The organism is Burkholderia sp. AU17457, assembly GCF_002223255.1.
In the GTDB taxonomy this organism is placed as follows: Bacteria; Pseudomonadota; Gammaproteobacteria; order Burkholderiales; family Burkholderiaceae; genus Burkholderia; species Burkholderia sola.
In genome coordinates this window covers 478,635-505,478 of the sequence record NZ_NKFB01000004.1, presented here as the reverse complement: position 1 = coordinate 505,478, position 26,844 = coordinate 478,635, and the positions used below count along the sequence as shown (strand labels likewise).

The following is a 26,844-nucleotide window of genomic DNA, read 5'->3' as shown; positions in this document are numbered from 1 at the left end:
GTGCGGCCCTTATGCGGCGAGCTTCGAGATGTCGGCGACGCAGTTCATCTGCTGGTGCAGCGCGAACAGCAGCGCGAGACGGTTCGCGCGCAGCGCCGGATCTTCCGCGTTGACCATCACGTCGTTGAAGAACGTGTCGACCGGCGCGCGCAGCGCGGCGAGCGCCGACAGCGCGCCCGTGTACGCACGCGCCTCGAGCTGCGACTGCACGTGCGGCGTGACGGCCGCGAGCTGTTCGTGCAGCGCCTTCTCGGCCGCCTCGACGAGCAGCGTCGGCTGCACCGCGCCGTTCGCGCCGCCTTCCGATTTCTTCAGGATGTTCGAGATCCGCTTGTTCGCGGCCGCGAGCGCTTCCGCTTCCGCAAGGCGCGTGAATTCGCGCACCGCGTCCAGGCGCGCGACGAGATCGTCGATGCGCGTCGGGTTCAGGCTCAGCACCGCGTCGATTTCGCCGGCCGAATAGCCGCGCTCGCGCAGCAGCCCGCGCAGGCGATCCATGAAGAACGCGAAGATCGCGTCGGTGGATTCGGCGACGCCCGGCACGCCGTCAAAGCGAGCGTGGGCCGTGCGCAGCAGCGATACGAGATCGAGCGGCAGTTGCTTCTCGAGCAGCAGGCGCAGCACGCCGAGCGCGTGACGGCGCAGCGCGAACGGATCCTTCTCGCCGGTCGGCGCGAGGCCGATGCCCCAGATGCCGACGATCGTTTCGAGCTTGTCGGCGAGCGCGACGGCGGTCGACACCGGCGTGGTCGGCAGCGCGTCGCCGGAGAAGCGCGGCTGGTAGTGCTCGGCGCACGCGAGCGCGACGTCGTCGGCTTCGCCGTCGTGGCGCGCGTAGTACGTGCCCATCGTGCCCTGCAGCTCCGGGAACTCGCCGACCATGTCGGTCAGCAGGTCGGCCTTCGCGAGACGCGCGGCGCGCTTCGCGTGCGCGGTATCGGCGCCGATCGCCGGGGCGATCTCGCCGGCCAGCGCCTCGAGGCGCTCGACGCGCGCGAGCGCCGAGCCGAGCTTGTTGTGATAGACGACGTTCGCGAGTTGCGGCACGCGCTCGGCGAGCGGCTTCTTCTTGTCCTGCTCGAAGAAGAACTTCGCATCGGCGAGGCGCGGGCGCACGACGCGCTCGTTGCCTTCGATGATCTCGCCCGGCGTCTTCGTCTCGATGTTCGACACGATCAGGAAGCGCGAGCGCAGCTTGCCGGCGACGTCGGTCAGCGCGAAATACTTCTGGTTCGTCTGCATCGTGAGGATCAGGCATTCCTGCGGCACCTGCAGGAATTCGTCCTCGAAGCGGCACGGGTAGACGACCGGCCATTCGACCAGCGACGTGACTTCGTCGAGCAGCGATTCGGGCATCACGACCGTGTCGCCGTTCGCATGTTCGTTCAGTTGCGTGCGGATCGTTTCGCGGCGATCGGCGAAGTGGGCGATCACGCGGCCCTTGTCGCGCAGCGTGTCCGCGTATGCATGCGCATGCTGGATCGCGACGAGGCCGTCGGACAGGAAGCGGTGGCCGAGCGTCGTATCGCCGGCATCGACGCCGAACGCGGTGACGGGCACGACGCGGTCGTCGTGCAGCACCGTCAGGCGATGCACCGGGCGCACGAACTTCACGTCCGAGCCGTCCGGGCGCTGATACGTCATGAATTTCGGGATCGGCAGCTTCGCGAGCGCTTCGTCGAGCGCGGCCTGCAGGCCGTCGGCGAGCGTGGCGCCGGCCGCCGAGTAGTTGATGAAGAATGCTTCGGCCTTGCCGTCCTGCGCGCGCTCGAGATCGGCGATCGACGCGTTCGGGTGGCCGAGCGCCGCGAGCTTCTTCGCGAGCGGCGCCGTCGGCTTGCCTTCGGCGTCGAGCGCGACCGACACGGGCAGGACCTTTTCGCGGACCTGTTTGTCGGGTGCGACGGCGCGCACGTTCTGCACGACGACCGCGAGGCGGCGCGGCGTCGCGTAGCGCTCGAACACGAGTTCGCCTTCGATGAGGTCGCGCGCGGCGAGGCGTTGTGCGACACCTTCGGCGAATGCGTCGCCGAGGCGCGCGAGGGCCTTCGGCGGCAGCTCTTCGGTCAGCAGTTCGACGAGCAGGGGGGCGGGATGATTGTGCGTCATGGTTGGATTGAATCTCGTCTCGTCAGACCTGATCGATCTTGCGTTCGACCTTGAGCGGCGGCGCCCATGCCGGCTGCGCGGCGTCCTGGGCGTCGGTGGTGAGGCCCGGCACGCCCGGCGGGTTGCCGAGCATCGGGAAGCCGAGCTTCTCGCGCGAGTCGTAGTAAGCCTGCGCGACGAGACGCGACAGCGCGCGGATGCGGCCGATGTATGCCGCCCGCTCGGTGACCGAGATCGCGCCGCGCGCGTCGAGCAGGTTGAACGTGTGGCCGGCCTTCAGCACGAGCTCGTACGCGGGCAGCGCGAGCTGCGCGTCGATCATCTTCTTCGCTTCCGCTTCGTAGCTGTTGAAGAACGTGAACAGCAGGTCGACGTTCGCGTGCTCGAAGTTGTAGGTCGACTGCTCGACCTCGTTCTGGTGGTACACGTCGCCATACGACAGGCGGCGCAGCTCGGGGCCGTTCGGGCCTTGCTCTTCCCACTCGGTCCACACGAGGTCGTACACGTTCTCGACCTTCTGCAGGTACATCGCGAGGCGCTCGAGGCCGTACGTGATCTCGCCGAGCACCGGCTTGCATTCGAGGCCGCCGACTTCCTGGAAATACGTGAACTGCGTGACTTCCATCCCGTTCAGCCACACTTCCCAGCCGAGACCCCACGCGCCGAGCGTCGGGTTTTCCCAGTCGTCCTCGACGAAGCGCACGTCGTTCTGCTTCAGGTCGAAGCCGAGCGCCTCGAGCGAGCCGAGGTACAGGTCGAGGATGTTTTCCGGCGCCGGCTTGAGCACGACCTGGTACTGGTAGTAATGCTGCAGGCGGTTCGGGTTTTCGCCGTAGCGGCCGTCCTTCGGGCGGCGCGACGGCTGCACGTACGCGGCGCGCCACGGCTCGGGGCCGACCGCGCGCAGGAACGTGTGGACGTGCGACGTGCCCGCGCCGACTTCCATGTCGATGGGCTGGAGCAGGGCGCAACCCTGCTTGTCCCAGTAGGACTGCAGCGTCAGGATGATTTGCTGAAACGTAAGCATGAAGAGCCTTCGTGGCGCTGGCGCTCCGTTGCGGACGGCGCTCCGGGCGGGCCCGGAGGGTCGGCTCGCGCGGCGGCGCGGCTTGTTAGTGTGCTGAAACGCGTAATTTTACCGGATCGGCGACCGGATGCGGCCGGAAGGCGGATGCGGGCGCCGCCGGCCCGTTTCCGGCGGCCCGCGCACCCATGGCCCGCATGCGCCGCGCAGCCGCGTGCTGGGCCGCCGCGACGCGCATGTCGCGGCGCTTCGCGCGGGCGGTAAGATGCGCGTATTGCGGCGCGCGATGCGTGCCGCGTCACCGCTTGCCGACGCTTACTGCATGGACGAACCGACCGACATCCTGATTCCGCTGCTTCCGCCGTTCCTCGGGCTGCTCGGGCAGGCCGCCGACGCGCGGGCGCGCGGCGAGCACGCCGCACGCCAACAGTGGCTTGCCGCCGCCGCCCATCTGCATGCGGTCGATGCGCCGGCAATCGCGCAGCTCACGGCCACGCTCGTCGCGCGGCAGCGCACGGACGACGCGATTGCGCTCGCCGAATGCGCGGCGCGCGCGCAGCCGGGCGCGGCCACCCACTTCAACCACGGCTACGCGCTGCAGATGGCCGGCCGTCACGCGGAGGCGGTTGCGCCGTACCGCGCGGCGCTCGCGATCGATGCCGGCTGGCCGTCGCTGCGCAACAACCTCGCGATCGCGCTGCGCTTGTCGGGTGCGAGTCGCGCGGAGGAAATCGCGCTGCTCGACGCGGCCGTGAAGCACGATCCGCGGGACGTGCAGGCATGGATCAACCTCGTCGTCGCGCGGATCGCGACGCACGACCTCGACGGCGCGCTCGCGTGCGCCGCGCGGCTCGCGGACCTTGCGCCCGACAACGCGCTCGCGATGAACAACGTCGCGATGGCGATGAAGGAGGCGCAGCGCTGGGACGACGCCGAACGCCATGCGGCGCGTGCATGCGAGCTGGCGCCCGACGACGCGTCGTTCCGCTTCAATCTCGCGATCATCCAGCTCGTGCGCGGCAACTACGCGGCGGGCTGGCGCGGCCATGAGGCGCGCTGGGACGGCGCGGGCGAGCTGCGCGGCCGCCGGCCGGCGCTGCCGGGCCCGCGCTGGCAGGGCGAGCCGCTCGCCGGCAAGACGCTGCTGGTATGGGGCGAGCAGGGGCTCGGCGACGTGCTGCAGTTCTGCCGCTTCGTCGCGCCGCTCGCCGAACGCGTGCATCGCGAGGGCGGCCGGCTCGCGTGGAATACGTTTCCGGCGCTCGGCACGCTGATGCAGCGCAGCCTCGGCGCGCACGCGGACGTGTTCGGCGCGGGCGGCGGCGTCGATGCGCTGCCGGCATTCGATTACGAAGTGCCGCTGATCGGCCTGCCGCTGATGCTCGGCATGGAGGCGTCGACGCTCGCCGCGTCGGTGCCGTACCTGCGGGCCGAGCCGGCCGCATGCGACGCATGGCGCGCACGGCTCGCGGGCGACGGCCGGCTGAAGGTGGGGCTCGTGTGGACGGGCAGCGCGGGCCACCAGCGCAATCCGTTCCGGCGCGTCGGGCTCGAGCGCTACGCGAACGCGTTTCGCGGGATCGACGGCGTCACGTTTTATTCGCTGCAGCCGGGGGCGGACGCGGATGTCGCCGCCGCGCGTGCGGCTGGTTTCGCGATCGAAGACTACACGGACGAATTGAAGCGCTTCGACGATACGGCCGCATTCATCGGCGCGCTGGATCTCGTGATCACCGTGTGCACGTCGGTCGCGCATCTGGCCGGCGCGCTCGGCGCGCGCACCTGGGTGCTGCTCGACGTGAATCCGCACTGGCCATGGCTGCTCGATCGCCGGGACAGCCCGTGGTATCCGACCGCGACGTTGTACCGGCAGCCGACGTTCGGCGCATGGGCGCCGGTGATGGAGGAAGTGGGCCGCGACCTGCGGGCCCTCGCCGCGCAGCCGGAACCATCGGCTCGATCGGAGCGGCCGGCCCGGCACGCCTGAGCGGCCGGCCGGTTCGCGGTCACTGGCCGCCGCGCGCGGCGGCGGCGGTCCGCTGCATCATTCCGCTTCGCCGCCGCCGGGCTGCTTCCGGCCGTTGCGCCGGCGCAGCCCGGGCCCGAACGTGAAGCCGAACGCGAGCAGCACGAACGACACCGCGAGCACGATGTTGTTGCCGCTCGTCACGTACGGCGTGAAGCCGCTCGTGCCTTCGATCCGCACGTCGAGCGAGCCGATCGTGAACGGCTTCAACTGACCGAGCACGCGGCCGCGTGCGTCGATCGCGGCCGTCATCCCCGTATTGGTCGAACGCAGCATCGGCCGGCCCGTTTCGAGCGAGCGCATCCGCGCGATCTGCAGGTGCTGGTCGAGCGCGATCGTGTCGCCGAACCACGCGAGGTTCGTCACGTTGACGAGCACGCCGGGCGGCTGCGGATTGTCGCGGATCGTCGCGGCGATTTCCTCGCCGAACAAATCCTCGTAGCAGATATCGGCCATCACCGGCTGGTTGTGCACGAGGAACGGCTTCTGCACCGGCGCGCCGCGCGCGAAGTCGCCGAGCGGCATCTTCATCAGGTTGACGAACCACCGGAAGCCCCACGGAATGAATTCGCCGAAGGGCACGAGGTGATGCTTGTCGTAGTGATAGATGTCGCGCGAATTCGGCGTCACGCCGTACAGGCTGTTCGTGTAGTCGACGTAGCGGCCGTCCTCGGTCACCGACGCGCCGACCGCGCCGAACAGCACGGCCGAGCCGGTCGTGTCGCTGAACTTGCGGATCGCGACGGCGAACGGCTCGGGCAATTCCTGGATCATCACCGCGATCGCGGTCTCGGGTGTGACGATCAGGTCGGCCGGCTTCTCGACGATCATCTGCTGGTACATCTTGATCGCCGCGTCGATGCCTTCCTGCTCGAACTTGATGTCCTGCTTCACGTTGCCCTGCAGCAGTCGCACGGTGAGCGGCGCGTTCGCGGGCACGGTCCACGTGACCTGCGACAGCCCGAGGCCGGCCGCGACGAGCGCGACGGCGATGCCGGCCGGCGCGGCGATGCGCACGCGAGCGTCGCCGCTCGATGCGCCGGCGTCGCCGTCACGCACCGGCGACGGCCGCGCGGCGGCGAGCGCCTGCACGACGAGTGCGGCGAACAGCGCGAGCACCCACGCGATCCCGTACACGCCGACCACCGGCGCAAAGCCCGCGAACGGGCCATCGACCTGCGGGTAGCCGCTGCCGAGCCACGGAAAGCCGGTGAACACGGTGCCGCGCAGCCATTCGCCGAGCGCCCACGCGCTCGCGAACGCGAACGCGCCGTGCCAGGTCGGCGAGAACGGCCGCGGGTCGGGCTCGCGGCGGTGCCACGCATGACCGGCGCAGAACGACCACAGCCCGGCCGAGAACGCCGGGTACAGCGACAGGTACAGCGCGAACAGCACGAGCGCGCCGCCCGCGAGCGGCGCGGCCATCTCGCCGTACACGTGCATGCTGATGTAGAGCCACCAGACGCCGCTGATGAAGTTGCCGAAGCCGAACGCGCCGCCGGTGAGCGCGGCGCCGCGCCAGCTCGACGTGCGCGTCAGCTGCGCGAAAAACCAGACGAATACGACGAGCTGCAGCCAGCCGCCATGCGGCGTGGGCGCGAAGCTGAGCGTATTGGCCGCGCCGGCGAGCAGCGCGGCCGGATAGTGCCAGCGCGGCAGCGCGCGGCCGGGCGTCGGCGCGAGAAGGCCGCCAGCCGGGCGGGACGGAATCGGATCGTCCATGTGAAGCGGAAGAGGGCGAGCGGTTGAAGGAAGCGCGGCTGGCGCGGAACGGTCAGTCTTCGTGCGAGGTTTCGGCGCGACGGCTGGCGAGCGGGTTGCGGCGCACCAGCAGCACATGAACCTGGCGCGCATCGCCGCGCTGGATTTCGAACACGAGGTTGCCGAGTTGCAGCTTCTCGCCGCGGTGCGGCACGCGTCCGAAATGATGGGTGATCAGGCCGCCGATCGTGTCGACTTCGTCGTCGGGGAAATCGGTGCCGAACGTCTCGTTGAACTGCTCGATCTCGGTGAGCGCGCGTACGCGGTAGCGGCCGTCCGGCCCCGAGATGATGTTGCCGGCTTCCTCGTCGAAGTCGTATTCGTCCTCGATGTCGCCGACGATCTGTTCGAGCACGTCCTCGATCGTGATCAGGCCCGCGACGCCGCCGTATTCGTCGACGACGATCGCCAGGTGGTTGCGGTTCACGCGGAAGTCGTGCAGCAGCACGTTCAGGCGCTTCGATTCCGGAATGAACACGGCCGGGCGCAGCATCCCGCGCACGTCGAACTCCTCCTCGGCATAGAAGCGCAGCAGATCCTTCGCGAGCAGCACGCCGATCACGTTGTCGCGGTTCTCCTCGTATACGGGGTAGCGCGAGTGCGCCTTTTCGAGGACGAACGGGATGAAATCCTCGGGCTTGTCGGCGATGTTGATCGCGTCCATCTGCGCGCGCGGCACCATGATGTCGCGCGCGCACAGATCGGAGACCTGGAACACGCCTTCGATCATCGACAGCGAATCGGCGTCGATCAGGTTGCGTTCGTGGGCGTCCTGGAGGATTTCCAGCAGCTCGCCGCGGGATTCGGGCTCGGGCGAGATGAAGTCGGTCAGGCGCTCGAGCAGCGAGCGCTTTTCTTGCGGTTTGTCGGTTGGCTTACGACTGGGATACGAATCGTTCATGGTGGTGCGCCCGGGTCATGCCGGGGCGCGCGGTCACGGAGTAGGCAAGGATACACCAAGGGCACGACGCGACCGTGTCACCCGGCCGTACGGCCAGGGTGGGCGGCTCACGCGGGCCCCGCTCGCGGACGGCCGCGCCGGGCGCGACGTCGTCGTCGGGTCCATCCTATCGCAGAAAGCGCCGGCGGGGCATGGCGGCAAAAAAATGGCGGCGGGCAGGGCGGCGCGGCCGGACGCGGGAAACGGCCGGCGACGGCGGCATTCCGCCGCAGGCGGGCGCACGCGTCGCGCGCCGCTCAGAACCGCATGCCGGCCGAGCAGCCGCCGGCGGCCGCGCCGTTGGTCGCGGCGCCGCCGCAGCCGAGTATTCCGCAGCCGGACAGCGCAACGCTCGCGACGACGAGCAGTGCGGCGATCCTGCAACGCGACCGGCGTGACGGTTTCATCGGGTGTGTCCTCGTGCGGATGCGCGGGTGGCGCGGAGTCGCATGGCGGCAGCCCGCGCGTCGTGCCGGATCACCGGCATCGCGCCAGCAGCCCTTCGAGCGCGCGGTCGGGGATGCCGCTCGCGCGCAGCGCATCGACCGTGCGGCTCACGTAGTCGAGCGTCGTGCCGTAGCGGCCGGCCGCGCAGCGGAACACTTCCTTGACGACGGGGTCGGTCAGCTTGCCCGTATAGGTCGGTGCGTCGCGGCGCATCACGAACGCGAGCGCGTTCACGCGTTCGCCGGTCTCGAGCGAGCACGGCAGCCACGCGGGCCGGTACGAGCCCATCGGCATTTCGCGCTTCCACAACGTCTCGAGATGCGGCTGCGCGGTCGGGCCGGAGAGCCGGAATGCGATGCCCGAGCACGAGCCGCCGCGATCGAGCGCGAGCACGAGGCCCGGCCGTTCGGGGGTGCCGCGATTCACGCGCGACCACAGGTAGAGCCCGCGATGGTAGCCGTGCACCTTGCCGCGCACGGCGGCGACGGTCGGCAGCCCGGGGTTCCAGATCAGCGAGCCATAGCCGAACAGCCAGAGATCCTGCCGGCCGTCCCAGTCGCGCATCGTCTGCGCGAGCGACGCCGCGAGCTCGTCTTCCGTCAGCAGGCGTCCTTCGCCGATCGACGGCGGGTAGGCGGGCGGCAGCATCGCGGCGTTGCGCATCGGGCGGACGGCTTACTGGTACGGGTTCGGGAAACCCAGTTTCGCGAGAATGTCGACCTCGAGCGCTTCCATTTCGGCCGCGTCCTCGTCGCTCGTCTCGTGGTCGTAGCCCTGCGCGTGCAGCGCGCCGTGCACCAGCAGGTGCGCGTAATGGGCCGCGAGCGGCTTGCCCTGCTCGTGCGCTTCCTTCTCGACCACCGGGCAGCACAGCACGAGGTCGCCGATCACGGTGCCATCGGGCGCCGGGTCGTACGCGAAGGTCAGCACGTTGGTCGGATAGTCCTTGTGGCGGTAGCCGGCGTTCAGCGTACGGCCTTCGTTCTCGCCGACGAAGCGCACGGTGAGCTGCGCGCTCGCGAACAGCGCCGGCTCGATCCATTCGGCGATCAGCTTGCGCTTCGGCAGCGTCTTGCGCACGTCGCTCGTGATCTCGTCGCCGTACTGCACGGACAGGTCGAATTCCAGCGCGCGCGGCTCGTCTTCGGGATCGTCCTCGCGCGGCGCGAACTCGGCGCCGACGTGCAGCGTCACGCTGTCGTAGTGCTCGGGCTGCAGCGCGAGCTTCGCGCGCATCGCCGGATCGTTGTGCTGCGCGACGATCGCGACGGCCGCGTCGCCCGAGCTGCCCGACAGGTCGAACATCAGGCTGCGGCCGTCCGGGAAGTCGATCCGCAGCCCTTGCGCGTTGACGGTCCGGGCTTTGCCCTTCGCGTCGAACAGCGAAAGGCGGGGGGATTCGGACGCGGCGGACGGGGCGCGGCCGGACTTGCGGGAACGGGAGGATTTCATGACGCGTGCGGCGATTGGGACGCGTTGAGGATACACCAAACGGCCGATCGCGCCCGAATTCGGACCGGCCGTGCGCGGGCGAAAAAAAGCCCGGCGCGCCGTCTGGCGGGCCGGGCCGGCAGGCCGGGGGAGCGCGCGGGCGGCCGCGCCGCTCAGCCGTCCTGATGCTGCGCGTGGAACTCGTCGTACGCCTCGACGATGCGCGCGACGAGCGGATGGCGCACGACGTCCGCGCTCGTGAAGCGCGTGAGCGCGATGCCGCGTACGCCGCCGAGCACCTGCTGCGCCTCGACGAGGCCGCTCTTGTGGCCGCGCGGCAGGTCGACCTGACTCGTGTCGCCGGTCACGACGGCCTTCGAGCCGAAGCCGATCCGCGTGAGGAACATCTTCATCTGCTCGGGCGTCGTGTTCTGCGCCTCGTCGAGGATGATGAACGCGTGGTTCAGCGTGCGGCCGCGCATGTACGCGAGCGGCGCGATCTCGATCATCTGGCGCTCGAACATCTTGGCCGTCTTGTCGAAGCCGAGCAGGTCGTACAGCGCGTCGTACAGCGGGCGCAGGTACGGGTCGACCTTCTGCGCGAGATCGCCCGGCAGGAAGCCAAGCCGCTCGCCGGCCTCGACGGCCGGGCGCGTCAGCACGATCCGCTTGACCTGGTCGCGTTCGAGCGCGTCGACCGCGCACGCGACCGCGAGGTAGGTCTTGCCGGTGCCGGCCGGCCCGATGCCGAACGTCACGTCGTGCTGCAGGATCTGCTTCAGGTATTCGCGCTGCGCGGGCGTGCGGCCGCGCAGGTCGGCGCGCCGCGTGTAGAGCTTCGGCCCCGGCTCTTCCTCCGGTTCGCTGGCGTCGAGCTGCGCGACGGGCTCGTCGAACGGATGGTCGGGGTCGCCGCGAAAGCGCACGTCGAGCGTGTCCTGGCGGCCGTTGCCGGCCGTGTGGCGCACTTCGACCAGCGCGAGCTGGATGTCGTCGACCGACAGCGGATCGCGCGCGCGGTTGTAGAAGTTTTCGAGCGCGGCGAGCGCGAGCTTGGCGCCGCGCCCGCGGATCGTGATCCGGTGGCCGCGCCGCGCGAGCGTGACGTCGAGCGCCTGTTCGATCTGCCGCAGGTTTTCGTCGAGCGGACCGCAGAGGTTGGCGAGGCGCGCGTTGTCGTCGCGCGGGGCGGTGAATTCCAGTGCTTGGACGGTCTTCAAAGTAGCGTCGGGCTCCTGTCGGGCGGCGGTCGGTCAGTGGGTGGCCGCGCTCGCGTCGTCGCTGACGAGCACGAGCTCGCCGCGCAGCGAGTGCGGGTACGCATGGTTGATCTTCACGTCGATCATCTGGCCGATCAGGCGCGGGTGCGACGCGAGCGGCGCCGGGAAATTCACCACGCGGTTGTTCTCGGTGCGGCCCGCGAGCTCGTTCGGGTCCTTGCGGGACGGGCCCTCGACGAGGATCCGCTCGACCTTCCCGACCATCGACTGGCTGATGCGCGCGACGTTCTCCTCGATCGTCGCCTGCAGATGTTGCAGGCGTTTGAGCTTCACTTCGCGCGGCGTGTCGTCGGCGAGGTTCGCGGCCGGCGTGCCGGGGCGCGGGCTGTAGATGAACGAGAAGCTGGTGTCGTAGCTCATCTCGTGCACGAGCGCCATCATCTTGTCGAAATCCTCGTCGGTCTCGCCGGGGAAGCCGACGATCATGTCGGTCGACAGCGACAGGTCCGGGCGGATCGCGCGCAGCTTGCGGATCACCGACTTGTATTCGAGCACCGTGTAGCCGCGCTTCATCGCCATCAGGATGCGGTCGGAGCCGTGCTGGACCGGCAGGTGCAGGTGGCTCACGAGCTTCGGCACCTTCGCGTACGTGTCGATCAGGCGCTGCGTGAATTCCTTCGGGTGCGACGTCGTGTAGCGGATCCGCTCGATGCCGGGGATGTCGGCGACGTATTCGATCAGCGTCGCGAAATCGGCGATTTCCGACGAGCCGGCCGCGAGCGCGCCGCGGTAGGCGTTCACGTTCTGGCCGAGCAGCGTGACTTCGCGCACGCCCTGGTCGGCGAGGCCGGCCACTTCGGTCAGCACGTCGTCGAGCGGGCGCGATACTTCATCGCCGCGCGTGTACGGCACGACGCAGTAGCTGCAGTATTTCGAGCAGCCTTCCATGATCGACACGAACGCGCTCGGCCCCTCGACGCGCGCGGGCGGCAGGTGGTCGAACTTCTCGATTTCGGGGAACGTGATGTCGACCTGCGCGCGGCCGCTCGCGCGGCGCGCGTCGATCATCTGCGGCAGGCGGTGCAGCGTTTGCGGGCCGAACACGAGGTCGACGTACGGCGCGCGCGACACGATCGACGCACCTTCCTGGCTCGCGACGCAGCCGCCGACGCCGATCAGCAGGCCGGGCTTCGCTTCCTTCAGCTCGCGCACGCGGCCGAGATCGGAAAACACCTTCTCCTGCGCCTTCTCGCGCACGGAGCACGTGTTGAACAGGATGATGTCCGCGTCTTCCGGCGTGTCGGTCTTTTCGAGGCCTTCGGCCGCATTGAGCACGTCTACCATCTTGTCCGAGTCGTACTCGTTCATCTGGCAGCCGAAGGTCTTTACGTAAACTTTCTTGGTCATGGGGATTCGCCGTTCGCAGTGGTTGACCTGGGGGCGTCGTCAAGGGTGAATCGGGACGGCCGTGCGCGGCACGCGAACGCGCGCATCGGACAGGAAAGGCCGTCGGGAAAGCCTTCCATTATAGCTTTTCACGCCACGACGGACGGGCGGCCGGTTGCGGGCGCGCGACGCCGGTTTTCGCGTTCCGACCCCGGTGGCGTGGCGGGCCGGCCGTCAGCGGCATGCGTTCAGCAGGTCGTCGAGCGCGGCTTCCTCGCGCGCGAACCGTTCGGCGAGAAAGTCGAGCAGCGCGCGTACGCGCGGCGCCATGTAGCGCTTGCTGTGATAGATCGCGTGCAGCGGCGCGTCCTGGTGCCGCCAGTCGGGCAGTAGCACGCGCAGCCGGCCGGCGCGGACGTCGTCGGCGATGTCCCACAGCGACTTCAGCGCAATGCCGTGGCCGCGCAGCGTCCATTCGCGCGTGAGGCCGCCGTCGTTGGTCTCGAACGCGGTCGACACCGGCACCGTATGGATCTGCACTTCGTCGCCGCGCGTGAAATGCCAGGTGTTCATCGGACCGGACGCGATCGTGATCACGTTGCAAGGAAAGCGGGCCAGATCGTGCGGGTCGGCCGGCACGCCATGGCGTTCGACGAACAACGGCGCCGCGCACAGCACGCGCCGGTTGGTCGCGAGCCGGCGGGCGATCAGCGCGCCGTCGGGCGGCGCGGCGAAGCGGATCGCGAGGTCGATCTCGTCCTGCCACAGGTTCGACGATGAATCCGACGCCGTCAGCGAGAACGTGACGCCCGGATGCAGCGTCGTGAATTCGTGGAGCCAGTCGAGCAACTGGTGGCGGCCGAAATCGGACGTCGACGACAGCCGCACCTTGCCGCTCACGACGTTGCGGCCTTCCTGCAGCATCGCATCCGCGTCGTCGAGCGCCTGCAGCGCCTGGCGGCAGCAGTTCAGGTACAGCTTGCCTTCGTCGGTGAGCCGCAACTGCCGCGTCGAGCGCTCGAACAGCCGCGTCGCGATCTTCGCCTCGAGCTTCGCGAGCCGCGCGCTCGCGGCGGCCGGCGTGAGGTTCAGCTTGCGCCCGGCGGCGGACAGGCTGCCCAGCTCGGCCGCCTCGACGAACAGCCGGATGTCGCCCAGTCGGTCCATGCGATTTTCCAGAAATATTTGAAAATGGTTCAAATGCCACGCCAATTATCAAATATAGGCGTCTTCGGGACAATGCGCGCACATCCCGCTTTCTTGTGCGGTGCGGCACCGACCGGGCGCCGCAGCCGCCGCCTTCCGGAGAACGTCATGCCCATTCCGTTACTGGCGCTCGCGATCAGCGCCTTCGCCATCGGTACCACCGAATTCATCATCATGGGCCTGCTGCCCGAAGTCGCGCACGACCTCGCCGTGTCGCTGCCGTCGGCCGGCCTGCTCGTCACCGGCTACGCGCTCGGCGTCGCGGTCGGCGCGCCGCTGCTCGCGGTGCTGACGAGCCGCATGCCGCGCAAGGCCGCGCTGCAGTTGCTGATGGCGATCTTCATCGTCGGCAACGTGCTGTGCGCGACGGCGTCCGGCTACGCGATGCTGATGGTCGCGCGCGTCGTCACGTCGTTCGCGCACGGCTCGTTCTTCGGCATCGGCGCGGTGGTCGCCGCGTCGCTCGTGCCGGCCGACAAGCGTGCGAGCGCGATCGCGCTGATGTTCACGGGGCTCACGCTGTCGAACGTGCTCGGCGTGCCGTTCGGCACGTTCGTCGGCCAACTGCTCGGCTGGCGCGCATCGTTCTGGATCGTCGCCGCGCTCGGCGTGCTCGCGCTCGGCGGCGTGGCCGCGCTGGTGCCGAACCGCCACGACAGCGGGCCGGTCGGCCTCGGCCACGAAGTGCGCGTGCTGAAGGAGCCGCAGGTGTGGCTCGCGTTGCTGATGACCGTGCTCGGCTTCGGCGGCGTGTTCGTCGTGTTCACGTACATCGCGCCGATTCTCGAGACCGTGTCGGGCTACTCGCCGCGCGCGGTCGCGCTGATCCTCGTGCTGTTCGGCGCGGGCCTGACGATCGGCAATACGATCGGCGGCAAGCTGGCCGACCGCGCGCTGATGCCGTCGCTGATCGCGATCCTCGTCGCGCTGATGGCCGTGATGGCCGTGTTCGCGAAGACGAGCCACCTGCCGGTCGCGGCCGCGGTCACCGTGTTCGTCTGGGGGATCGCCGCATTCGCGACGGTGCCGCCGCTGCAGGCGCGCGTGGTCGAGAAAGCCGCGAGCGCGCCGCATCTCGCGTCGACGCTGAACATCGGCGCGTTCAACGTCGGCAATGCGGGCGGTGCGTGGCTCGGTGGCGTCGCGCTGGAACACGGCTTCGCGCTCGATGCGCTGCCGTGGGTCGCGGTCGCGGTGACGTTCGCGGCGCTGGTCGTCACGTGGCTCGCCATGCGGCTCGATGCGCGCGGCCCGGCGCGCGGCGCGGCGCCGGCCGCGCAGTGAGCGTCCCCACGGCGCCCTGCGCGGCGACGCCATAGCGGCGGGAAAAGGTTCGCGAGAAACGTATTCCTCCGCGATGCTGATAACGGTGTGAAGATAACTTCGTTTGCCCGTATCAGGCCGGGTGATAGCGTCTCGATACGCGCCAATGACCGGCGCAACCCGATTCCGATTCCGGCTTACCCCCTACGCAGGGCCGCGCCGCGGCCCGGAGGCAATGCTATGTCTTCATCCCTGGCGCTCGTGCGCGACGTGTCTTCCTTCGAGTCCGGCAATGCCGCCGACGGACGCGGCGCCGCGTCGCTCGACGTCCTCGAGCAGGTCGTCGGCGTGAATCTCGCGCGCTTGCGCGCCGAGCGGCAACTGTCGCTCGACGCGCTCGCGCGGCTGTCCGGCGTGTCGCGCGCGATGCTCGCGCAGATCGAATCCGCGCGCAGCGTGCCGTCGATCAAGGTGCTCTGCAAGATCGCCGCGGCGCTGAAGGTATCGGTCGCCGCGTTCCTGCGGCGCCATGCGGTGAACGGTTTCGAGCATCTGGCGGCCGAGCGCGCGTCGCGCGTCGTCAGCTCGAACGGCCGCTTCTCGGCACGTGCGCTGTATCCGGAAGGCGAGCCGGCCGCGGCCGAATTCCACGAGCTGCGGATCGCGCCGCTGCATACCGAGCCCGGCGCGCGCCGCGCGCCCGGCACGACCGTCAACCTCGTCGTCAGCGAAGGCACGCTCGAAGTGAGCGTGCACGACCGCCGCCAGTTGCTCGCGACCGGCGACGCGATCGTGTTCGACGCCGACCAGCCGTACAGCCTGCGCAACCCGGGCGACAGCGAAGCGCGTGCGTTCCGCGTGACGGTGAGCCCCGAAGTGCCGCCGCGCTGGCTCGTGCCCGACGCGACGCACGCGGCCGTCAACTGATCGCGCAGGCTGCGCGGCGCGGCTGCGATCCGCGCTTTTCGCGGGATCGTGGGTTCGTCCGCCGGCCGTTCGGACGATGCCGTTAGACGGGGTCGTCAGTAAGGTTTTACGCTGCGCGTCGCGCGCGGCTGATGTATGCTTGGCCCGCCGGTCACGGGGTGTTCCCGCCCGGCAATCAGTGCGTCTTCAGGGCGGGGCGAAATTCCCCACCGGCGGTAGGCTGGCGTAAGCCGGCGAGCCCGCGAGCGCCCGCGCATCCGCGCGGGGTCAGCAGATCTGGTCAAATGCCAGAGCCGACGGTCATAGTCCGGATGAGAGAAGATGTGCAGATAGTCATGTCCGTCAGGGCCGCTTCGCGCTGCATGCGAAGCGGATTGTCGTTCTGTCTGTTTGCAATGCCCTGAAACGTTTTTCGCCCAAATCGTATTTGCGAGGAGCGTTTCACATGTCCTTGATGTCCGTTTCGTCGGCGCCTGCCGACGCCTTTGCCGATCTCCCGTTACTGGATTCCGAACCGGTGCCGCCGCGCATCGCCGCCGCGCTCGACGCGATGCGCGCGGGCCGCGCGGTCGTGCTGCAGGACGACCACGACCGCGAGAACGAAGCCGACCTGATCGTTGCCGCCGAGCGCATCACGCCCGAGACGATGGCGCTGCTGATTCGCGAGTGCAGCGGCATCGTGTGCCTGTGCCTCACCGACGACACGGTGCGCGCGCTCGAACTGCCGCCGATGGTGCAGACCAACGAAAGCCGCAACGGCACCGCGTTCACCGTGTCGATCGAGGCGCGCGAAGGCGTGCATACCGGCGTGTCGGCGGCCGATCGCGTGACGACGATCCGCGCGGCGATCGCCGACGGCGCGAAGCCGCACGACATCGTGCGCCCGGGCCACGTGTTTCCGTTGCGTGCGCAACCGGGCGGCGTGCTCGCGCGCCGCGGTCACACCGAAGGCACGGTCGACCTGTCGATCCTCGCGGGCCTGAAGCCGGCCGGCGTGCTGTGCGAGCTGATGAATCCGGACGGCACGATGACGCGCGGCGACGATGTCGAGCGCTTCGCGCAACGGCACGGGCTGCCGATGCTGACGATCGCGGAACTCGTCGAGTTCCGCGAGGCGCTGGCGGCGGCGCGTGAGCGCTGCTGCGAGCCGGCCTGAGCGAAGGAAAGGCGGGCGCGCTCGCGCGCCCGTGGCGCGGCCGGATCGACCCGATCCGGCTCGCATGACGATCAGGACTGCACGTCGCCGAATTCGCCGCGCATGCCGGCTTCGACGAGCGCCGGCAGTTCGTCCATCCTGCGCATGATCCGCGTGATGCCCATCGCGCGCAGCGCGTCCGCGTAGTTGTCGGGGATGTGGCTCGCGCCGACGAACGCGATCGTCTTCATCCCGGCCGCCCGCGCGGCATTCAACCCCGAGATGCTGTCCTCGACGACGACGCAGCGCGCCGGCGCGACACCGAGTGTTTGCGCCGCGTGCAGGTAGACGTCGGGGTAGGGCTTCGGCCGCGCGACTTGTTCGGAACTGAACACCCGCTCGCCGAAGATCTCGGTGAGCGACGCCCGCTTCAGCGAGCTGCGCACGCGCACGAGCCGGCTGTTCGACACGACGGCGGCCGGCAGCGTGACCTTCAGCAGCGCGTCGCGCACGCCGCTGATCGGCGCGAGCGATTGCGCGAGCGCGACTTCGATGTTGTGCTCGATGGTCTCGATGAAGTTGGCGGGCATTTCGATCCCGAAGCGGGCTTCGATGCCGGTGAGGAAACGCGACGTCTGCTGGCCGAATGCCGACTTCGCGGCGGCTTCGAAATCGAGGTTCGGGAACGTGGCGGACAGCGTGTCGAGCAGCACGCGGTCGGCGATGACTTCGCTGTCGACGAGCACGCCGTCGCAGTCGCAGATGAGGTGATCGAGCATGGTGAGGAAAACGCGGGATATCGGCGACGCCGATCGATTCGCCATCATACGTGCTTTCACGCGCAGGCCCCGCGACGCGGCGGTAAATGTGCCCGATGCGGCGCATACGCGTGCCGGGAGCGTTCGGGCAAGAACGGCCCCGGCACGTCCGTCGCGATGCCGCCCGCATGGCGAATGTAGTCGGCCGGCGGCGCGCCCGGGCCGCGGCTCGTGACGGCCGACAGAAAAAAGAGGGGAGTGAAGCGCGCGACAGCGAACGCCGCGCGCTTCGTTCGCACCGCGATCAGGCCATCGCGTGCAGACGCAGATACAGGCCGGCTGCCGCGGCGCCGCCGAGCAGCGGGCCGATCACCGGCACCCACGCATAGCGCCAGTCGCTGTCGCGCTTGCCCGGAATCGGCAGCAGCGCATGCATGATGCGCGGCGACAGGTCGCGCGCGGGGCTCATCGCATAGCCGGTCGGGCCGCCGAGCGAGATGCCGATGCCGAGCACCAACAAGCCGACGGGCAGCGCGTCGAGTGCGCCGAGGCCGACCTGCGGCGACGCGAGGTACAGCACGCCGAGAATCAGCACGAACGTGCAGATCGCTTCAGTCAGCACGTTGTGCGTGGTGCTGCGGATCGCCGGCGCCGTGCAGAACACCGCGAGCTTCAGGTCCGCGTCGGCTTCCTTCGCGAAGTGCTGGCGATACGCGAGCCATACGAGCAACGCGCCCGCCATCCCGCCGAGCATCTGCGCGAGCACGTAGCCGCCGACTTTCGACCACGCGAACTTGCCCGCGAGCGCGAGACTGATCGTGACGATCGGATTCAGGTGCGCGCCGCTGAACGACGCGGTCACGTAGACCGCGACGAATACCGCCATCGCCCAGCCCATCACGATCACGATCAGGTCCGCGCCTTTGCCCTTGGTCTTTGCAAGCAGCACGTTTGCGACCGCGCCGTTGCCGAGCAGCACGAGGATCGCGGTGCCGATGAATTCTGCAATATAAGGTGACATGATTGTCTCTCGAAGTCACGGCGGACTCGCGCGCTGCGCGGTCCGCCGGTGTTGTTGTATTTCGTTTGGCTTTATTTGGATTACTGGGTGTCGTCGGCCCATGCCTTCGCGGCGCGCACCGCGCGCTGCCAGCCGGCCATGCGCTGTTCGACCTGCTCCTTCGGCATCGACGGTGCGAAGCGGCGATCGAGCTGCCACTGGTCGCGCACTTCGTCGAGGTTCTTCCAGTAGCCGATCGCGAGGCCCGCGAGATAGGCCGCGCCGAGCGCGGTCGTCTCGGTGATCTGCGGACGCACCGCGTCGACGCCGAGCAGGTCGGCCTGGAACTGCATCAGCAGGTCGTTCGCGCTCGCGCCGCCGTCCACCCGCAGCTCGCCGATGCTGATGCCCGAATCGGCTTCCATCGCGGCCAGCACGTCGAGCGACTGGTACGCGATCGCATCGAGCGCCGCGCGCGCGAGGTGCGCGGCGCTCGTGCCGCGGGTGACGCCGAACAGCGAGCCGCGCGCCCGCGCGTTCCAGTGCGGCGCGCCGAGGCCGGCGAACGCGGGCACGAGGTAGACGCCGTCGGTATGCGGCACGCTCGCGGCGAGCGCTTCGATCTCGGCGGCCGTCTTGATGAGGCCGACGCCGTCGCGCAGCCACTGCACGACCGCACCCGCGATGAAGATGCTGCCTTCCAGCGCGTACTGCACGTCGTCGCCGATTTGCCACGCGATCGTCGTGACGAGGTTGTTCTTCGACTCGATCGGCTTGTCGCCGGTGTTCATCATCAGGAAGCAGCCGGTGCCGTAGGTGTTCTTCACCATGCCCGACGTCGTGCACATCTGGCCGAACAGCGCCGCGTGCTGGTCGCCGGCGATACCCGCGAGCGGAATCTTCGACGCGAACACGGTGGTCTTCGTGTGGCCGTAGATCTCCGACGACGCCTTCACTTCCGGCAACATGCTGCGCGGGATGTCGAGCAGTTCGAGCAGCTCGCTGTCCCACTCGCGCGTATGGATGTTGAACAGCATCGTGCGCGACGCGTTCGTCACGTCGGTCACGTGCAGTTCGTGCTTCGTGAAGTTCCATACGAGCCAGCTGTCGACGGTGCCGAACGCGAGCTTGCCCTGGCGCGCCTTGTCGCGCGCACCCGGCACGTTGTCGAGGATCCAGCGGATCTTCGTCGCGGAGAAGTACGAGTCGATCGGCAGGCCGGTCTTCGCGCGCACCTTCGCTTCGAGCCCTTGCTTCTTCAGCGAGTCGCAGAAGTCGGCCGTGCGGCGGTCCTGCCAGACGATCGCGTTGTAGACGGGCTGGCCCGTCTCGCGATCCCAGACGATCGTCGTCTCGCGCTGGTTCGTGATGCCGATCGCGGCGATCGACGTGCCGTTCAGTCCCGTGCGCGTGACGGCTTCCGCGGCGACGCCGGCTTGCGTCGACCAGATTTCCTGCGGGTCGTGCTCGACCCAGCCGGGTTGCGGGTAGATCTGTTCGAATTCCTTCTGGGCGATCGATACGATATTGCCCTGGCGATCGAACAGCATCGCGCGGGAACTCGTGGTGCCCTGGTCAAGCGCGAGGATGTACTGGTCCTGCATGTCTCTCATCTCCATCCGTGGATTGGCTTAGTTGTGATGCGCGCCGCATGTGGGCGGCGCGTCGGTGAATCAACGTCGGTCAGGCAACGGCAACTGCAATGTGCATTCGGGTCAGGCGTGCGGTGCATGCGCGGTGGCGAACCACGTGTCGACCGCGGCGGTCACGGCGTCGAGCGTACCGGGCGCGACGTGCAGGCCGAGCTTCGAGCGGCGCCACAGTACGTCCTGCGCGCAGGTCGCCCATTCGGCGTCGCGCAGGTAGCGCAGTTCGGCGTCGTGGATGCCCGGTGCGATTTCGGCGCCGAGGTCGGCGAGCGACTTCGCGCCGTCGACCACGCGCTCCGCACGCGTGCCGTACGCGCGCGCATAGCGGCGTGCGAGTGCGGCGGGCAGCCACGGATGGCGTTTCGCGAACGCGCCGGCGAACACGTCGAACTTCGCATCGGCGATATCGCCGCCCGGCAGCGCGACGCCGGCGGTCCAGGTCTTCGCTTCGCGGCCGAGCGCGCGGCACAGCATGTCGCCGGCTTCTTCCGCGAGCTTGCGGAACGTCGTGATCTTGCCGCCGAACACCGACAGCAGCGGGGCGCCCGCGCCGTCGTCGAGTTCGAGGCGATAGTCGCGCGTGACGGCCGACGCATTCGCCGCGTTCTCGTCTTCCAGCAGCGGGCGCACGCCCGAATAGGTCCAGTGCACGTCGGCAGCCGAGATCTTGCGCTTGAAGTAGCGGTTGATCGAATCGCACAGATATTGCGTCTCGTCGCGATCGATCGCGACCTTCGCGGGATCGTTCGTGTATTCGACGTCGGTCGTGCCGATCAGCGTGAAGTCGTGCTCGTACGGAATCGCGAAGATGATCCGCTTGTCCGGGTTCTGGAAGATGTACGCGTGATCGTGATCGAACAGCCGGCGCGTGATGATGTGGCTGCCCTTCACGAGCCGCACGCTGTGATGCGCGCCGCGGCCGAGCGCGCCGTGCAGCACGTCGCCGACCCACGGGCCGGCCGCGTTCGCGATCGCGCGCGCGTGCACGACGCGGATCGAACCGTCGGCGTGCTGCAGCCGCGCCTCCCATTCGTCGCCGCGGCGTTCGGCGGAAACGAGTTTCGTGCGGGTGAGGATCTCGGCGCCGCGCTCCTTCGCATCCATCGCGTTCAGCACGACGAGGCGGGCATCGTCGACCCAGCCGTCGGAATACACGAAGCCGCGCTTGATCGAGTCGATCAGCGGCGCGCCGGCCGCATGGCGGCGCATGTCGATGCCGCGCGAGCCGGGCAGCAGTTCGCGTTTCGCGAGGTGATCGTAGAGGAACAGGCCGATGCGGATCAGCCAGGCCGGGCGCAGGTTCGGCATGTGCGGCATCACGAAGCGCAGCGGCCACATGATGTGCGGCGCCGCGCGCAGCAGCGTCTCGCGCTCCTGCAGCGCCTTGCGCACCAGTCCGAACTCGTTGTACTCGAGGTAACGCAGGCCGCCGTGAATCAGCTTCGTGCTGGACGACGACGTGTGCGACGCGAGGTCGTCCTGCTCGCAGAGCATGACCGACAGGCCGCGGCCGGCCGCGTCGCGCGCGATCCCCGCGCCGTTGATGCCGCCGCCGACGACGAGCAGATCGTAGCGATTCGGTTGGGTCACCTACTGTCCTTATCGTCTGTTGAAATGAGGCGAACATGAAATGTTCGAATTCGAAATTTAACGAACGAAATCGAAAAAGTAAAGTTCGAAAAAGCGGGGCCAGTAGCGCGCGACACGATCCCGGACGATACTGGCGAAATCGACCGTTTCGCGAGGTGAATCATGCGTATTGGGATGTGGGCCGGCGTGTGCGCCATCCTTCTGGCGGGGTGCGGCGCGGGTACGCCGCCGCTCGCCGGCAATTGGCGCGCGCCGTCGCTCGTCGACCTGCAGACGTCGTGCGGCGGCGCCGCGCGCGACTGGGGCGCGGACGCGCAGCCGGTCTATTCGACGCTGTACGACGCGTACGTCGCGAAACGCTATCGCGGGCTGACCGAAGCAAACTATTGTGCGTTCGTAAACGAACTTTCGATCCACTATGTGGCGCCTGACGCGGCGGCACGCGCGGGCTGGATCGCGTATTTCAACGACGCACGCGCACAGGCCATCAGCTGGCGGGCGGCGGTCGATCCGACGCTGCGCGGCGGTTGAAGCCGGCGGCGGCGAACGGGCAGGCGGGAGGCGGGAACGATCGCGCGGCCGGATGCCGGCCGCGCGATCAGGTCAAGGTCGGGAACAGCGGGGCTTACGAATAGCGGTACTTGACGGATCGCAGCGTGGCGTCGCCGGTCTCGGTCACGCAGTATCTGCGCCCCGAGCCGAGCCCTTCCAGGCGGACGAGCTGTTGTTCGAGCAGGATGTCCAGTTCATCCCGATCCATGTCGCGCTGATCAGGCGCGTCCTTCACAAGCAAGAGCGTGGCGAATTCATGCGGACTCAGCATCGTTCTCTCCATGGCAATCGGACTGCCCGCGCGGCCGGCGCATACGCCGACGCGCGATACCCGCGGGGGTATGGCTTGGGGGGAAAGCTGTATTCGCCGGCCCTGCAATTCGCACCGCCCTGGCACAGGCGGATCGGCGAACGGGCCGGGGAACTGGAGTCTAGTCGAGCGCGCACGCAACGACAAATCGTGCCCCGTTAATTTTCCGTTTGACAGAAGCGCATGCCACAAGCGGTTCGTGCGCGGCGCCAACTTCTTGATTTCACTTGAAGTTTCAGGTGCGGTGCAGCATCGCGACCGTCATTCCGCGACGTACACCTGGGTGCCGGCGGCGGCCACCGTGTCGTCCATCTCGGGCGGCAGCGGCTTGTCGGTGAAGAGCGCGTGCACCTGGCTCAGATGGCCCTGGCGCACGAGCGCCGGGCGGCCGACCTTCGAATGATCGGTGACGAGGTAGACCGTGCGCGCATGCTGCATGATCGCCTCGGCGACGCGTACCTCGCGTGTGTCGAAATCGCGCAGCGTGCCGTCGGCCTCGATCGCCGACGTGCCGATGATCGCGTAGTCGACCTTGAACTGCCGGATGAAGTCGATCGCGAGCTCGCCGACGATGCCCTTGTCCCACGGCCGCACGATGCCGCCCGTGATCAGCACCTCGCAGTCGGGATAGCCGCTCATCATCGACGCGACGTTCAGGTTGTTCGTGATCACGTGCAGCCCGTGATGGCGGTTCAGCGCGCGCGCGACTTCCTCGGTCGTCGTGCCGAGGTTGATGAACAGCGACGCCTGGTCGGGGATGTGCGACGCCGCGAGCGCCGCGATGCGCCGCTTCTCGTCGTGGAACATCCGCTGGCGCGCGGTGTACGACACGTTCTCCGAGCTGGTCGGCAGGCTCGCGCCGCCATGGTAGCGGCGCAGCAGGTTCAGGTCGGCGAGCCAGTTCACGTCGCGGCGGATCGTCTGCGGCGTGACCGCGAAGTGCGCGGCGAGATCGTCGACGGTCACGAAGCCGTCGCGCTGCACCCATTCGAGCAATTCCTGCTGGCGCGCGTTGAGGGTGAGGCGGGGATCTCGGGTCATGGCTCGATGGTCGTGTCGTGAGACGGAGCGGGTATTGTAAGGGCGGCAACGGCGTTCGGCCGGCCTGCCGGACATCGGCGCGCACGATTCATGCGGAAACTACATGGATTCATGTGACAAATGAATTTGTGCGATCGCGCCGATCGCGCTGGAATGGCGGATTGCCCGCTCGCGCGGGCCCGTTCATTCAGCTTTCGACGAGGTGGTCTCGATGAGTGGCTTCAACTGGCACAACCCGTATCCGTCGACCCGTATTCCGGTGTTCGCGCGCAATGTCGTGTCGACGTCGCACCCGCTTGCCGCGCAGGCCGGGCTGCGGATGCTGTGGAAGGGCGGCAACGCGGTCGACGCGGCGCTGGCCGCGGCCGCCGCGATCACGGTCGTCGAGCCCGTGTCGTGCGGGCTCGGCGGCGATGCGTTCGCGCTCGTCTGGGATGGCGAGCGACTGTCGGGGCTCAACGCATCGGGCGTCGCGCCGGCCGCATGGAACGTCGACTACTTCCGCAAGCGCCACGGCGAGGATGCGCGCGGCATCGCGAACAAGCCGACGCGCGGCTGGGACACCGTTACCGTGCCGGGCGTGATCGCGGGCTGGGAAGCGCTGCACGCGAAGTTCGGTTCGCTGCCGTTCGCGGACCTGCTCGAGCCGGCGATCGAGATCGCGGAGCGCGGCTATTCGGTGCCGCCGATCGTCGCGCACAAGTGGGCGGCGGCCGTCCCCGAACTGCAGGGGCTGCCCGGTTTCGCGGACACCTTCATGCCGCGCGGCCGCGCGCCGCTCGTCGGCGAACGCGTGTGCCTGCCCGGTCATGCGCAGACGCTGCGCACGCTCGCGAAGGACGGCGCGCGGGCGTTCTACGAAGGCGCGCTCGCCGAGCGCATCGCCGCGTTCGCGCGCGAAGGCGGCGGCGCGCTGACCGAAGCCGACCTGCGCGCGTACCGGCCGGAATGGGTCGAGCCGATCGGCAAGCGTTTCGGCCGTCACACGATTCACGAGATCCCGCCGAACGGGCAGGGCATTGCCGCGCTGATCGCGCTCGGCATCGCCGAGCATGCGGGCGTGACCGAGTGGCCGGTCGACTCGGTCGATTCGCAGCATCTGCAGATCGAGGCGATGAAACTCGCGTTCGCGGACGTCTATCGCTACGTCGCCGATCCGCGCGCGATGGACGTCACGCCCGAACAGATGCTCGACGATGCGTATCTCGCCGAACGCGCGAAGCTGATCGATCGCGCGCGTGCGACGCACTTCGCCGCCGGCCGTCCGCGTTCGGGCGGCACGATCTACCTGTCGGCGGCCGACGAGCGCGGGATGATGGTGAGCTTCATCCAGTCGAACTACATGGGCTTCGGCTCGGGGCTCGTCGTGCCCGGCACCGGCATTGCGCTGCAGAACCGCGGGCACGGCTTCTCGATGGACCCGGCTTCGCCGAACGTCGTCGCGGGCGGCAAGCGGCCGTTCCACACGATCATCCCGGCGTTCGTCACCGAGGAGGCCGACGGCCGCACCGAGGCCGTGATGAGCTTCGGCGTGATGGGCGGCGACATGCAGCCGCAGGGCCACCTGCAGACCATCGTGCGGATGCTCGGCTATGGCCAGCAGCCGCAGGCCGCGTGTTGCGCGCCGCGCTGGAAGGTCAACCGCGACTTCACGCTCGACGTCGAGGCGACGATGAACCGCGCGACGGTCGACGCGCTGGCCGCCCGCGGCCATACGATCCAGTCGATCGACGATCCTTACATGGATTTCGGTTCGGGGCAGTTCGTGTGGCGCCTCGATCCCGACGATCCGGAGCGCGGCTACGTGGCCGCGAGCGACAGCCGGCGCGACGGGCTCGCGGCCGGTTTCTGACGGATCGCTTCCAGCTCGCGCTGCAGTTTTTCCCCATCACGGGCGGCCCGGCGGCCGCCCGTTTCGTTTGGCGCGCCGCATACCATCGAACGCGCGCAAGCGGTTTGAAGGACTCGTCTAACGAACGGCAACAGACGCCGTGGAACTGCGCTCGTCGGGTATGGTCAGTGCTCTGGAGCACGAACTTCAAAGTCCGGCTAAGATGCCAGGATGGTTCGGCCGGACCGACTCACTATAAACGCAAGTAAAACGCCGCCTGCGGATCGGCTGGCGCCTGTGCCCCAGGCATGGGCCGGCCTCCGCGCGACGACTGGGAGCGCACTACCATGGACACCAAAACGACGCATGTGATGCCGTGGCGTATCGAGGACATCGACCTGAACCGGATCGATCGCCAGCGTGCCGCCGCGAACGAGGATCTGCTGCTGCTGCTGTGCGCGTCGTCGTTCATCGAGAGCGGCTCGGATCTCTATACGAGCAATCTGAGCGAATTCTTCAATGACGATCCGGAAGTCTCCGCATGGCTCAACAATGCATGGGAGCCCGAAGAATTGCAGCACGGCCGCGCACTGAAGGCGTACATCGCGCACGTGTGGCCCGAGTTCGACTGGGATACGGCCTTCGCGAATTTCTTCGCCGAGTATTCGAAGACCTGTTCGGTCGAGGCGTTCGAAAAAACCCGCGCGCTCGAAATGGTCGCGCGCTGCGTCGTCGAGACGGGCACGGCCACGCTCTATCGCGCGATCAACGAATGCTCGGACGAGCCGGTGCTGAAGGAAATCACCGACAACATCCGCACGGACGAAGTGCGTCACTACAAGCACTTCTTCAAGTTCTTCAAGAAGTACAACCAGGTCGAAGGCAACGGCCGGCTCGCGGTGCTCGGTGCGCTCGCGCGCCGCGTGATGGAAATCAAGAACGAGGATTCCGAGATCGCGCTGCGCCACGTGTTCGCGATCCGCTATCCGGACCGCGTCGGCGACAGCCAGTACAACCGCGAGCGCGCCGCGCGCATCAATTCGCTGGTCCGCCGCAACCTGTCGGCCGACATGTGCGTGAAGATGCTGCTCAAGCCGCTCGACCTGCCCGCGAAGATCCAGCCGGGCGTCCACTATCCGCTCACGAAGATCACGCGGCACGTTTTCCTGCGCTGATCGCCGCGGCGCGGCCCGTCGCGCGTATGCTGGCACTTCCTCATCCGATCCGCAGCCGGGCCA

The 26,844-nt window shown here is 68.4% G+C and carries 23 protein-coding genes and 1 riboswitch; of the genes, 7 read left to right on the top strand and 16 right to left on the bottom strand.

The genetic code is table 11. The annotated features are described in order from the left end of the window. Positions 1–9 precede the first annotated feature (9 nt). Positions 10–2,109, bottom strand: a complete 2,100-nt coding sequence (glyS, locus tag CFB49_RS14650) for a glycine--tRNA ligase subunit beta (protein WP_089491641.1) — start codon at positions 2,107–2,109, stop codon at positions 10–12. A gap of 22 nt (positions 2,110–2,131) precedes the next feature. Further along, complete coding sequence (gene glyQ / locus CFB49_RS14645; RefSeq protein ID WP_006488593.1) at positions 2,132–3,136, bottom strand: glycine--tRNA ligase subunit alpha; 1,005 nt, start codon at positions 3,134–3,136, stop codon at positions 2,132–2,134. 319 nt (positions 3,137–3,455) lie between these two features. Between glyQ and CFB49_RS14640 the strand changes: the two genes are divergently transcribed. Then, entirely contained in the window at positions 3,456–5,120 is a 1,665-nt protein-coding gene (locus CFB49_RS14640) for a tetratricopeptide repeat protein (RefSeq protein ID WP_089491841.1), read from the top strand. A gap of 57 nt (positions 5,121–5,177) precedes the next feature. On the opposite strand, the gene lnt is transcribed toward CFB49_RS14640, so the two are convergent. The 8 genes from lnt to CFB49_RS14605 form a co-directional block, all read right to left on the bottom strand. Then, on the bottom strand, positions 5,178–6,881 hold the full coding sequence (gene lnt / locus CFB49_RS14635) for an apolipoprotein N-acyltransferase (RefSeq protein ID WP_089435602.1): 1,704 nt from the start codon (positions 6,879–6,881) through the stop codon (positions 5,178–5,180). A gap of 52 nt (positions 6,882–6,933) precedes the next feature. Next, positions 6,934–7,821 carry an HlyC/CorC family transporter gene (locus tag CFB49_RS14630; RefSeq protein WP_021160150.1) on the bottom strand — a complete coding sequence of 296 codons (888 nt, stop codon included), beginning with the start codon at positions 7,819–7,821 and terminating at the stop codon, positions 6,934–6,936. Between the two features lie 296 nt (positions 7,822–8,117). Next, positions 8,118–8,267, bottom strand: coding sequence for a hypothetical protein (locus tag CFB49_RS36330; RefSeq protein ID WP_176730229.1), 150 nt, complete (start codon positions 8,265–8,267; stop codon positions 8,118–8,120). Between the two features lie 70 nt (positions 8,268–8,337). Continuing rightward, on the bottom strand, positions 8,338–8,970 hold the full coding sequence (locus CFB49_RS14625) for a gamma-glutamylcyclotransferase (RefSeq protein ID WP_069619612.1): 633 nt from the start codon (positions 8,968–8,970) through the stop codon (positions 8,338–8,340). Positions 8,971–8,982: 12 nt separating this feature from the next. Next, positions 8,983–9,759: an rRNA maturation RNase YbeY gene (gene ybeY, locus CFB49_RS14620; protein WP_069619613.1), complete on the bottom strand. Its 777-nt coding sequence runs from the start codon at positions 9,757–9,759 to the stop codon at positions 8,983–8,985. Positions 9,760–9,911: 152 nt separating this feature from the next. Then, positions 9,912–10,958: a PhoH family protein gene (locus CFB49_RS14615; protein WP_050014641.1), complete on the bottom strand. Its 1,047-nt coding sequence runs from the start codon at positions 10,956–10,958 to the stop codon at positions 9,912–9,914. Positions 10,959–10,991: 33 nt separating this feature from the next. Then, positions 10,992–12,365 carry a tRNA (N6-isopentenyl adenosine(37)-C2)-methylthiotransferase MiaB gene (miaB, locus tag CFB49_RS14610; protein ID WP_089491640.1) on the bottom strand — a complete coding sequence of 458 codons (1,374 nt, stop codon included), beginning with the start codon at positions 12,363–12,365 and terminating at the stop codon, positions 10,992–10,994. A 213-nt stretch (positions 12,366–12,578) separates the two neighbouring features. Further along, the gene (locus tag CFB49_RS14605; RefSeq protein WP_089491639.1) at positions 12,579–13,511 is read right to left on the bottom strand and encodes a LysR family transcriptional regulator; all 933 of its coding nucleotides are present in this window, start codon (positions 13,509–13,511) and stop codon (positions 12,579–12,581) included. A gap of 147 nt (positions 13,512–13,658) precedes the next feature. Between CFB49_RS14605 and CFB49_RS14600 the strand changes: the two genes are divergently transcribed. From CFB49_RS14600 to ribB, 3 genes are all read left to right on the top strand, one after another. Then, complete coding sequence (locus tag CFB49_RS14600; protein ID WP_089435844.1) at positions 13,659–14,834, top strand: MFS transporter; 1,176 nt, start codon at positions 13,659–13,661, stop codon at positions 14,832–14,834. A 219-nt stretch (positions 14,835–15,053) separates the two neighbouring features. After that, positions 15,054–15,740, top strand: coding sequence for a helix-turn-helix domain-containing protein (locus CFB49_RS14595; protein ID WP_069619617.1), 687 nt, complete (start codon positions 15,054–15,056; stop codon positions 15,738–15,740). A gap of 178 nt (positions 15,741–15,918) precedes the next feature. Continuing rightward, positions 15,919–16,067: riboswitch (FMN riboswitch) on the top strand. 118 nt (positions 16,068–16,185) lie between these two features. Continuing rightward, positions 16,186–16,896 carry a 3,4-dihydroxy-2-butanone-4-phosphate synthase gene (gene ribB, locus CFB49_RS14590; protein ID WP_006489272.1) on the top strand — a complete coding sequence of 237 codons (711 nt, stop codon included), beginning with the start codon at positions 16,186–16,188 and terminating at the stop codon, positions 16,894–16,896. 71 nt (positions 16,897–16,967) lie between these two features. On the opposite strand, the gene CFB49_RS14585 is transcribed toward ribB, so the two are convergent. From CFB49_RS14585 to glpD, 4 genes are all read right to left on the bottom strand, one after another. Beyond that, on the bottom strand, positions 16,968–17,654 hold the full coding sequence (locus tag CFB49_RS14585; protein ID WP_069619618.1) for an HAD family hydrolase: 687 nt from the start codon (positions 17,652–17,654) through the stop codon (positions 16,968–16,970). 283 nt (positions 17,655–17,937) lie between these two features. After that, complete coding sequence (locus tag CFB49_RS14575) at positions 17,938–18,654, bottom strand: MIP/aquaporin family protein (RefSeq protein ID WP_050014615.1); 717 nt, start codon at positions 18,652–18,654, stop codon at positions 17,938–17,940. An 80-nt stretch (positions 18,655–18,734) separates the two neighbouring features. After that, positions 18,735–20,237, bottom strand: coding sequence for a glycerol kinase GlpK (gene glpK, locus CFB49_RS14570; RefSeq protein WP_089491637.1), 1,503 nt, complete (start codon positions 20,235–20,237; stop codon positions 18,735–18,737). 111 nt (positions 20,238–20,348) lie between these two features. Then, positions 20,349–21,872: a glycerol-3-phosphate dehydrogenase gene (glpD, locus tag CFB49_RS14565; RefSeq protein WP_089491636.1), complete on the bottom strand. Its 1,524-nt coding sequence runs from the start codon at positions 21,870–21,872 to the stop codon at positions 20,349–20,351. Positions 21,873–22,034: 162 nt separating this feature from the next. Between glpD and CFB49_RS14560 the strand changes: the two genes are divergently transcribed. Further along, the gene (locus tag CFB49_RS14560; RefSeq protein WP_179234904.1) at positions 22,035–22,403 is read left to right on the top strand and encodes a hypothetical protein; all 369 of its coding nucleotides are present in this window, start codon (positions 22,035–22,037) and stop codon (positions 22,401–22,403) included. A 94-nt stretch (positions 22,404–22,497) separates the two neighbouring features. Here the strand turns inward: CFB49_RS14560 and CFB49_RS14555 are convergent, their stop codons facing one another. Both CFB49_RS14555 and CFB49_RS14550 read right to left on the bottom strand, forming a co-directional pair. Continuing rightward, positions 22,498–22,695 carry a hypothetical protein gene (locus CFB49_RS14555; protein WP_050014609.1) on the bottom strand — a complete coding sequence of 66 codons (198 nt, stop codon included), beginning with the start codon at positions 22,693–22,695 and terminating at the stop codon, positions 22,498–22,500. Between the two features lie 300 nt (positions 22,696–22,995). Next, the gene (locus CFB49_RS14550) at positions 22,996–23,775 is read right to left on the bottom strand and encodes a DeoR/GlpR family DNA-binding transcription regulator (RefSeq protein WP_069619622.1); all 780 of its coding nucleotides are present in this window, start codon (positions 23,773–23,775) and stop codon (positions 22,996–22,998) included. A gap of 211 nt (positions 23,776–23,986) precedes the next feature. Here CFB49_RS14550 and CFB49_RS14545 point away from each other — a divergent pair, with 211 nt between their 5' ends. Continuing rightward, on the top strand, positions 23,987–25,627 hold the full coding sequence (locus CFB49_RS14545) for a gamma-glutamyltransferase family protein (protein ID WP_089491634.1): 1,641 nt from the start codon (positions 23,987–23,989) through the stop codon (positions 25,625–25,627). A gap of 326 nt (positions 25,628–25,953) precedes the next feature. Continuing rightward, positions 25,954–26,781 carry a ferritin-like domain-containing protein gene (locus CFB49_RS14540; protein WP_011546143.1) on the top strand — a complete coding sequence of 276 codons (828 nt, stop codon included), beginning with the start codon at positions 25,954–25,956 and terminating at the stop codon, positions 26,779–26,781. The last annotated feature ends 63 nt before the right edge of the window (positions 26,782–26,844 follow it).

Bases quoted from the DNA above. Each gene is read 5' to 3' on its own strand.
- CFB49_RS14555 (WP_050014609.1), bottom strand. From the start codon at position 22,695: ATGCTGAGTCCGCATGAATTCGCCACGCTCTTGCTTGTGAAGGACGCG.
- CFB49_RS14560 (WP_179234904.1), top strand. From the start codon at position 22,035: ATGCGTATTGGGATGTGGGCCGGCGTGTGCGCCATCCTTCTGGCGGGG.
- glyQ (WP_006488593.1), bottom strand. From the start codon at position 3,136: ATGCTTACGTTTCAGCAAATCATCCTGACGCTGCAGTCCTACTGGGAC.
- CFB49_RS14630 (WP_021160150.1), bottom strand. From the start codon at position 7,821: ATGAACGATTCGTATCCCAGTCGTAAGCCAACCGACAAACCGCAAGAA.
- lnt (WP_089435602.1), bottom strand. From the start codon at position 6,881: ATGGACGATCCGATTCCGTCCCGCCCGGCTGGCGGCCTTCTCGCGCCG.
- CFB49_RS14545 (WP_089491634.1), top strand. From the start codon at position 23,987: ATGAGTGGCTTCAACTGGCACAACCCGTATCCGTCGACCCGTATTCCG.
- miaB (WP_089491640.1), bottom strand. From the start codon at position 12,365: ATGACCAAGAAAGTTTACGTAAAGACCTTCGGCTGCCAGATGAACGAG.
- glpK (WP_089491637.1), bottom strand. From the start codon at position 20,237: ATGCAGGACCAGTACATCCTCGCGCTTGACCAGGGCACCACGAGTTCC.
- CFB49_RS14585 (WP_069619618.1), bottom strand. From the start codon at position 17,654: ATGCTCGATCACCTCATCTGCGACTGCGACGGCGTGCTCGTCGACAGC.
- CFB49_RS14605 (WP_089491639.1), bottom strand. From the start codon at position 13,511: ATGGACCGACTGGGCGACATCCGGCTGTTCGTCGAGGCGGCCGAGCTG.
- CFB49_RS14575 (WP_050014615.1), bottom strand. From the start codon at position 18,654: ATGTCACCTTATATTGCAGAATTCATCGGCACCGCGATCCTCGTGCTG.
- ybeY (WP_069619613.1), bottom strand. From the start codon at position 9,759: ATGAAATCCTCCCGTTCCCGCAAGTCCGGCCGCGCCCCGTCCGCCGCG.
- glyS (WP_089491641.1), bottom strand. From the start codon at position 2,109: ATGACGCACAATCATCCCGCCCCCCTGCTCGTCGAACTGCTGACCGAA.
- CFB49_RS14625 (WP_069619612.1), bottom strand. From the start codon at position 8,970: ATGCGCAACGCCGCGATGCTGCCGCCCGCCTACCCGCCGTCGATCGGC.
- CFB49_RS36330 (WP_176730229.1), bottom strand. From the start codon at position 8,267: ATGAAACCGTCACGCCGGTCGCGTTGCAGGATCGCCGCACTGCTCGTC.
- CFB49_RS14550 (WP_069619622.1), bottom strand. From the start codon at position 23,775: ATGACCCGAGATCCCCGCCTCACCCTCAACGCGCGCCAGCAGGAATTG.
- CFB49_RS14595 (WP_069619617.1), top strand. From the start codon at position 15,054: ATGTCTTCATCCCTGGCGCTCGTGCGCGACGTGTCTTCCTTCGAGTCC.
- CFB49_RS14640 (WP_089491841.1), top strand. From the start codon at position 3,456: ATGGACGAACCGACCGACATCCTGATTCCGCTGCTTCCGCCGTTCCTC.
- CFB49_RS14600 (WP_089435844.1), top strand. From the start codon at position 13,659: ATGCCCATTCCGTTACTGGCGCTCGCGATCAGCGCCTTCGCCATCGGT.
- CFB49_RS14540 (WP_011546143.1), top strand. From the start codon at position 25,954: ATGGACACCAAAACGACGCATGTGATGCCGTGGCGTATCGAGGACATC.
- ribB (WP_006489272.1), top strand. From the start codon at position 16,186: ATGTCCTTGATGTCCGTTTCGTCGGCGCCTGCCGACGCCTTTGCCGAT.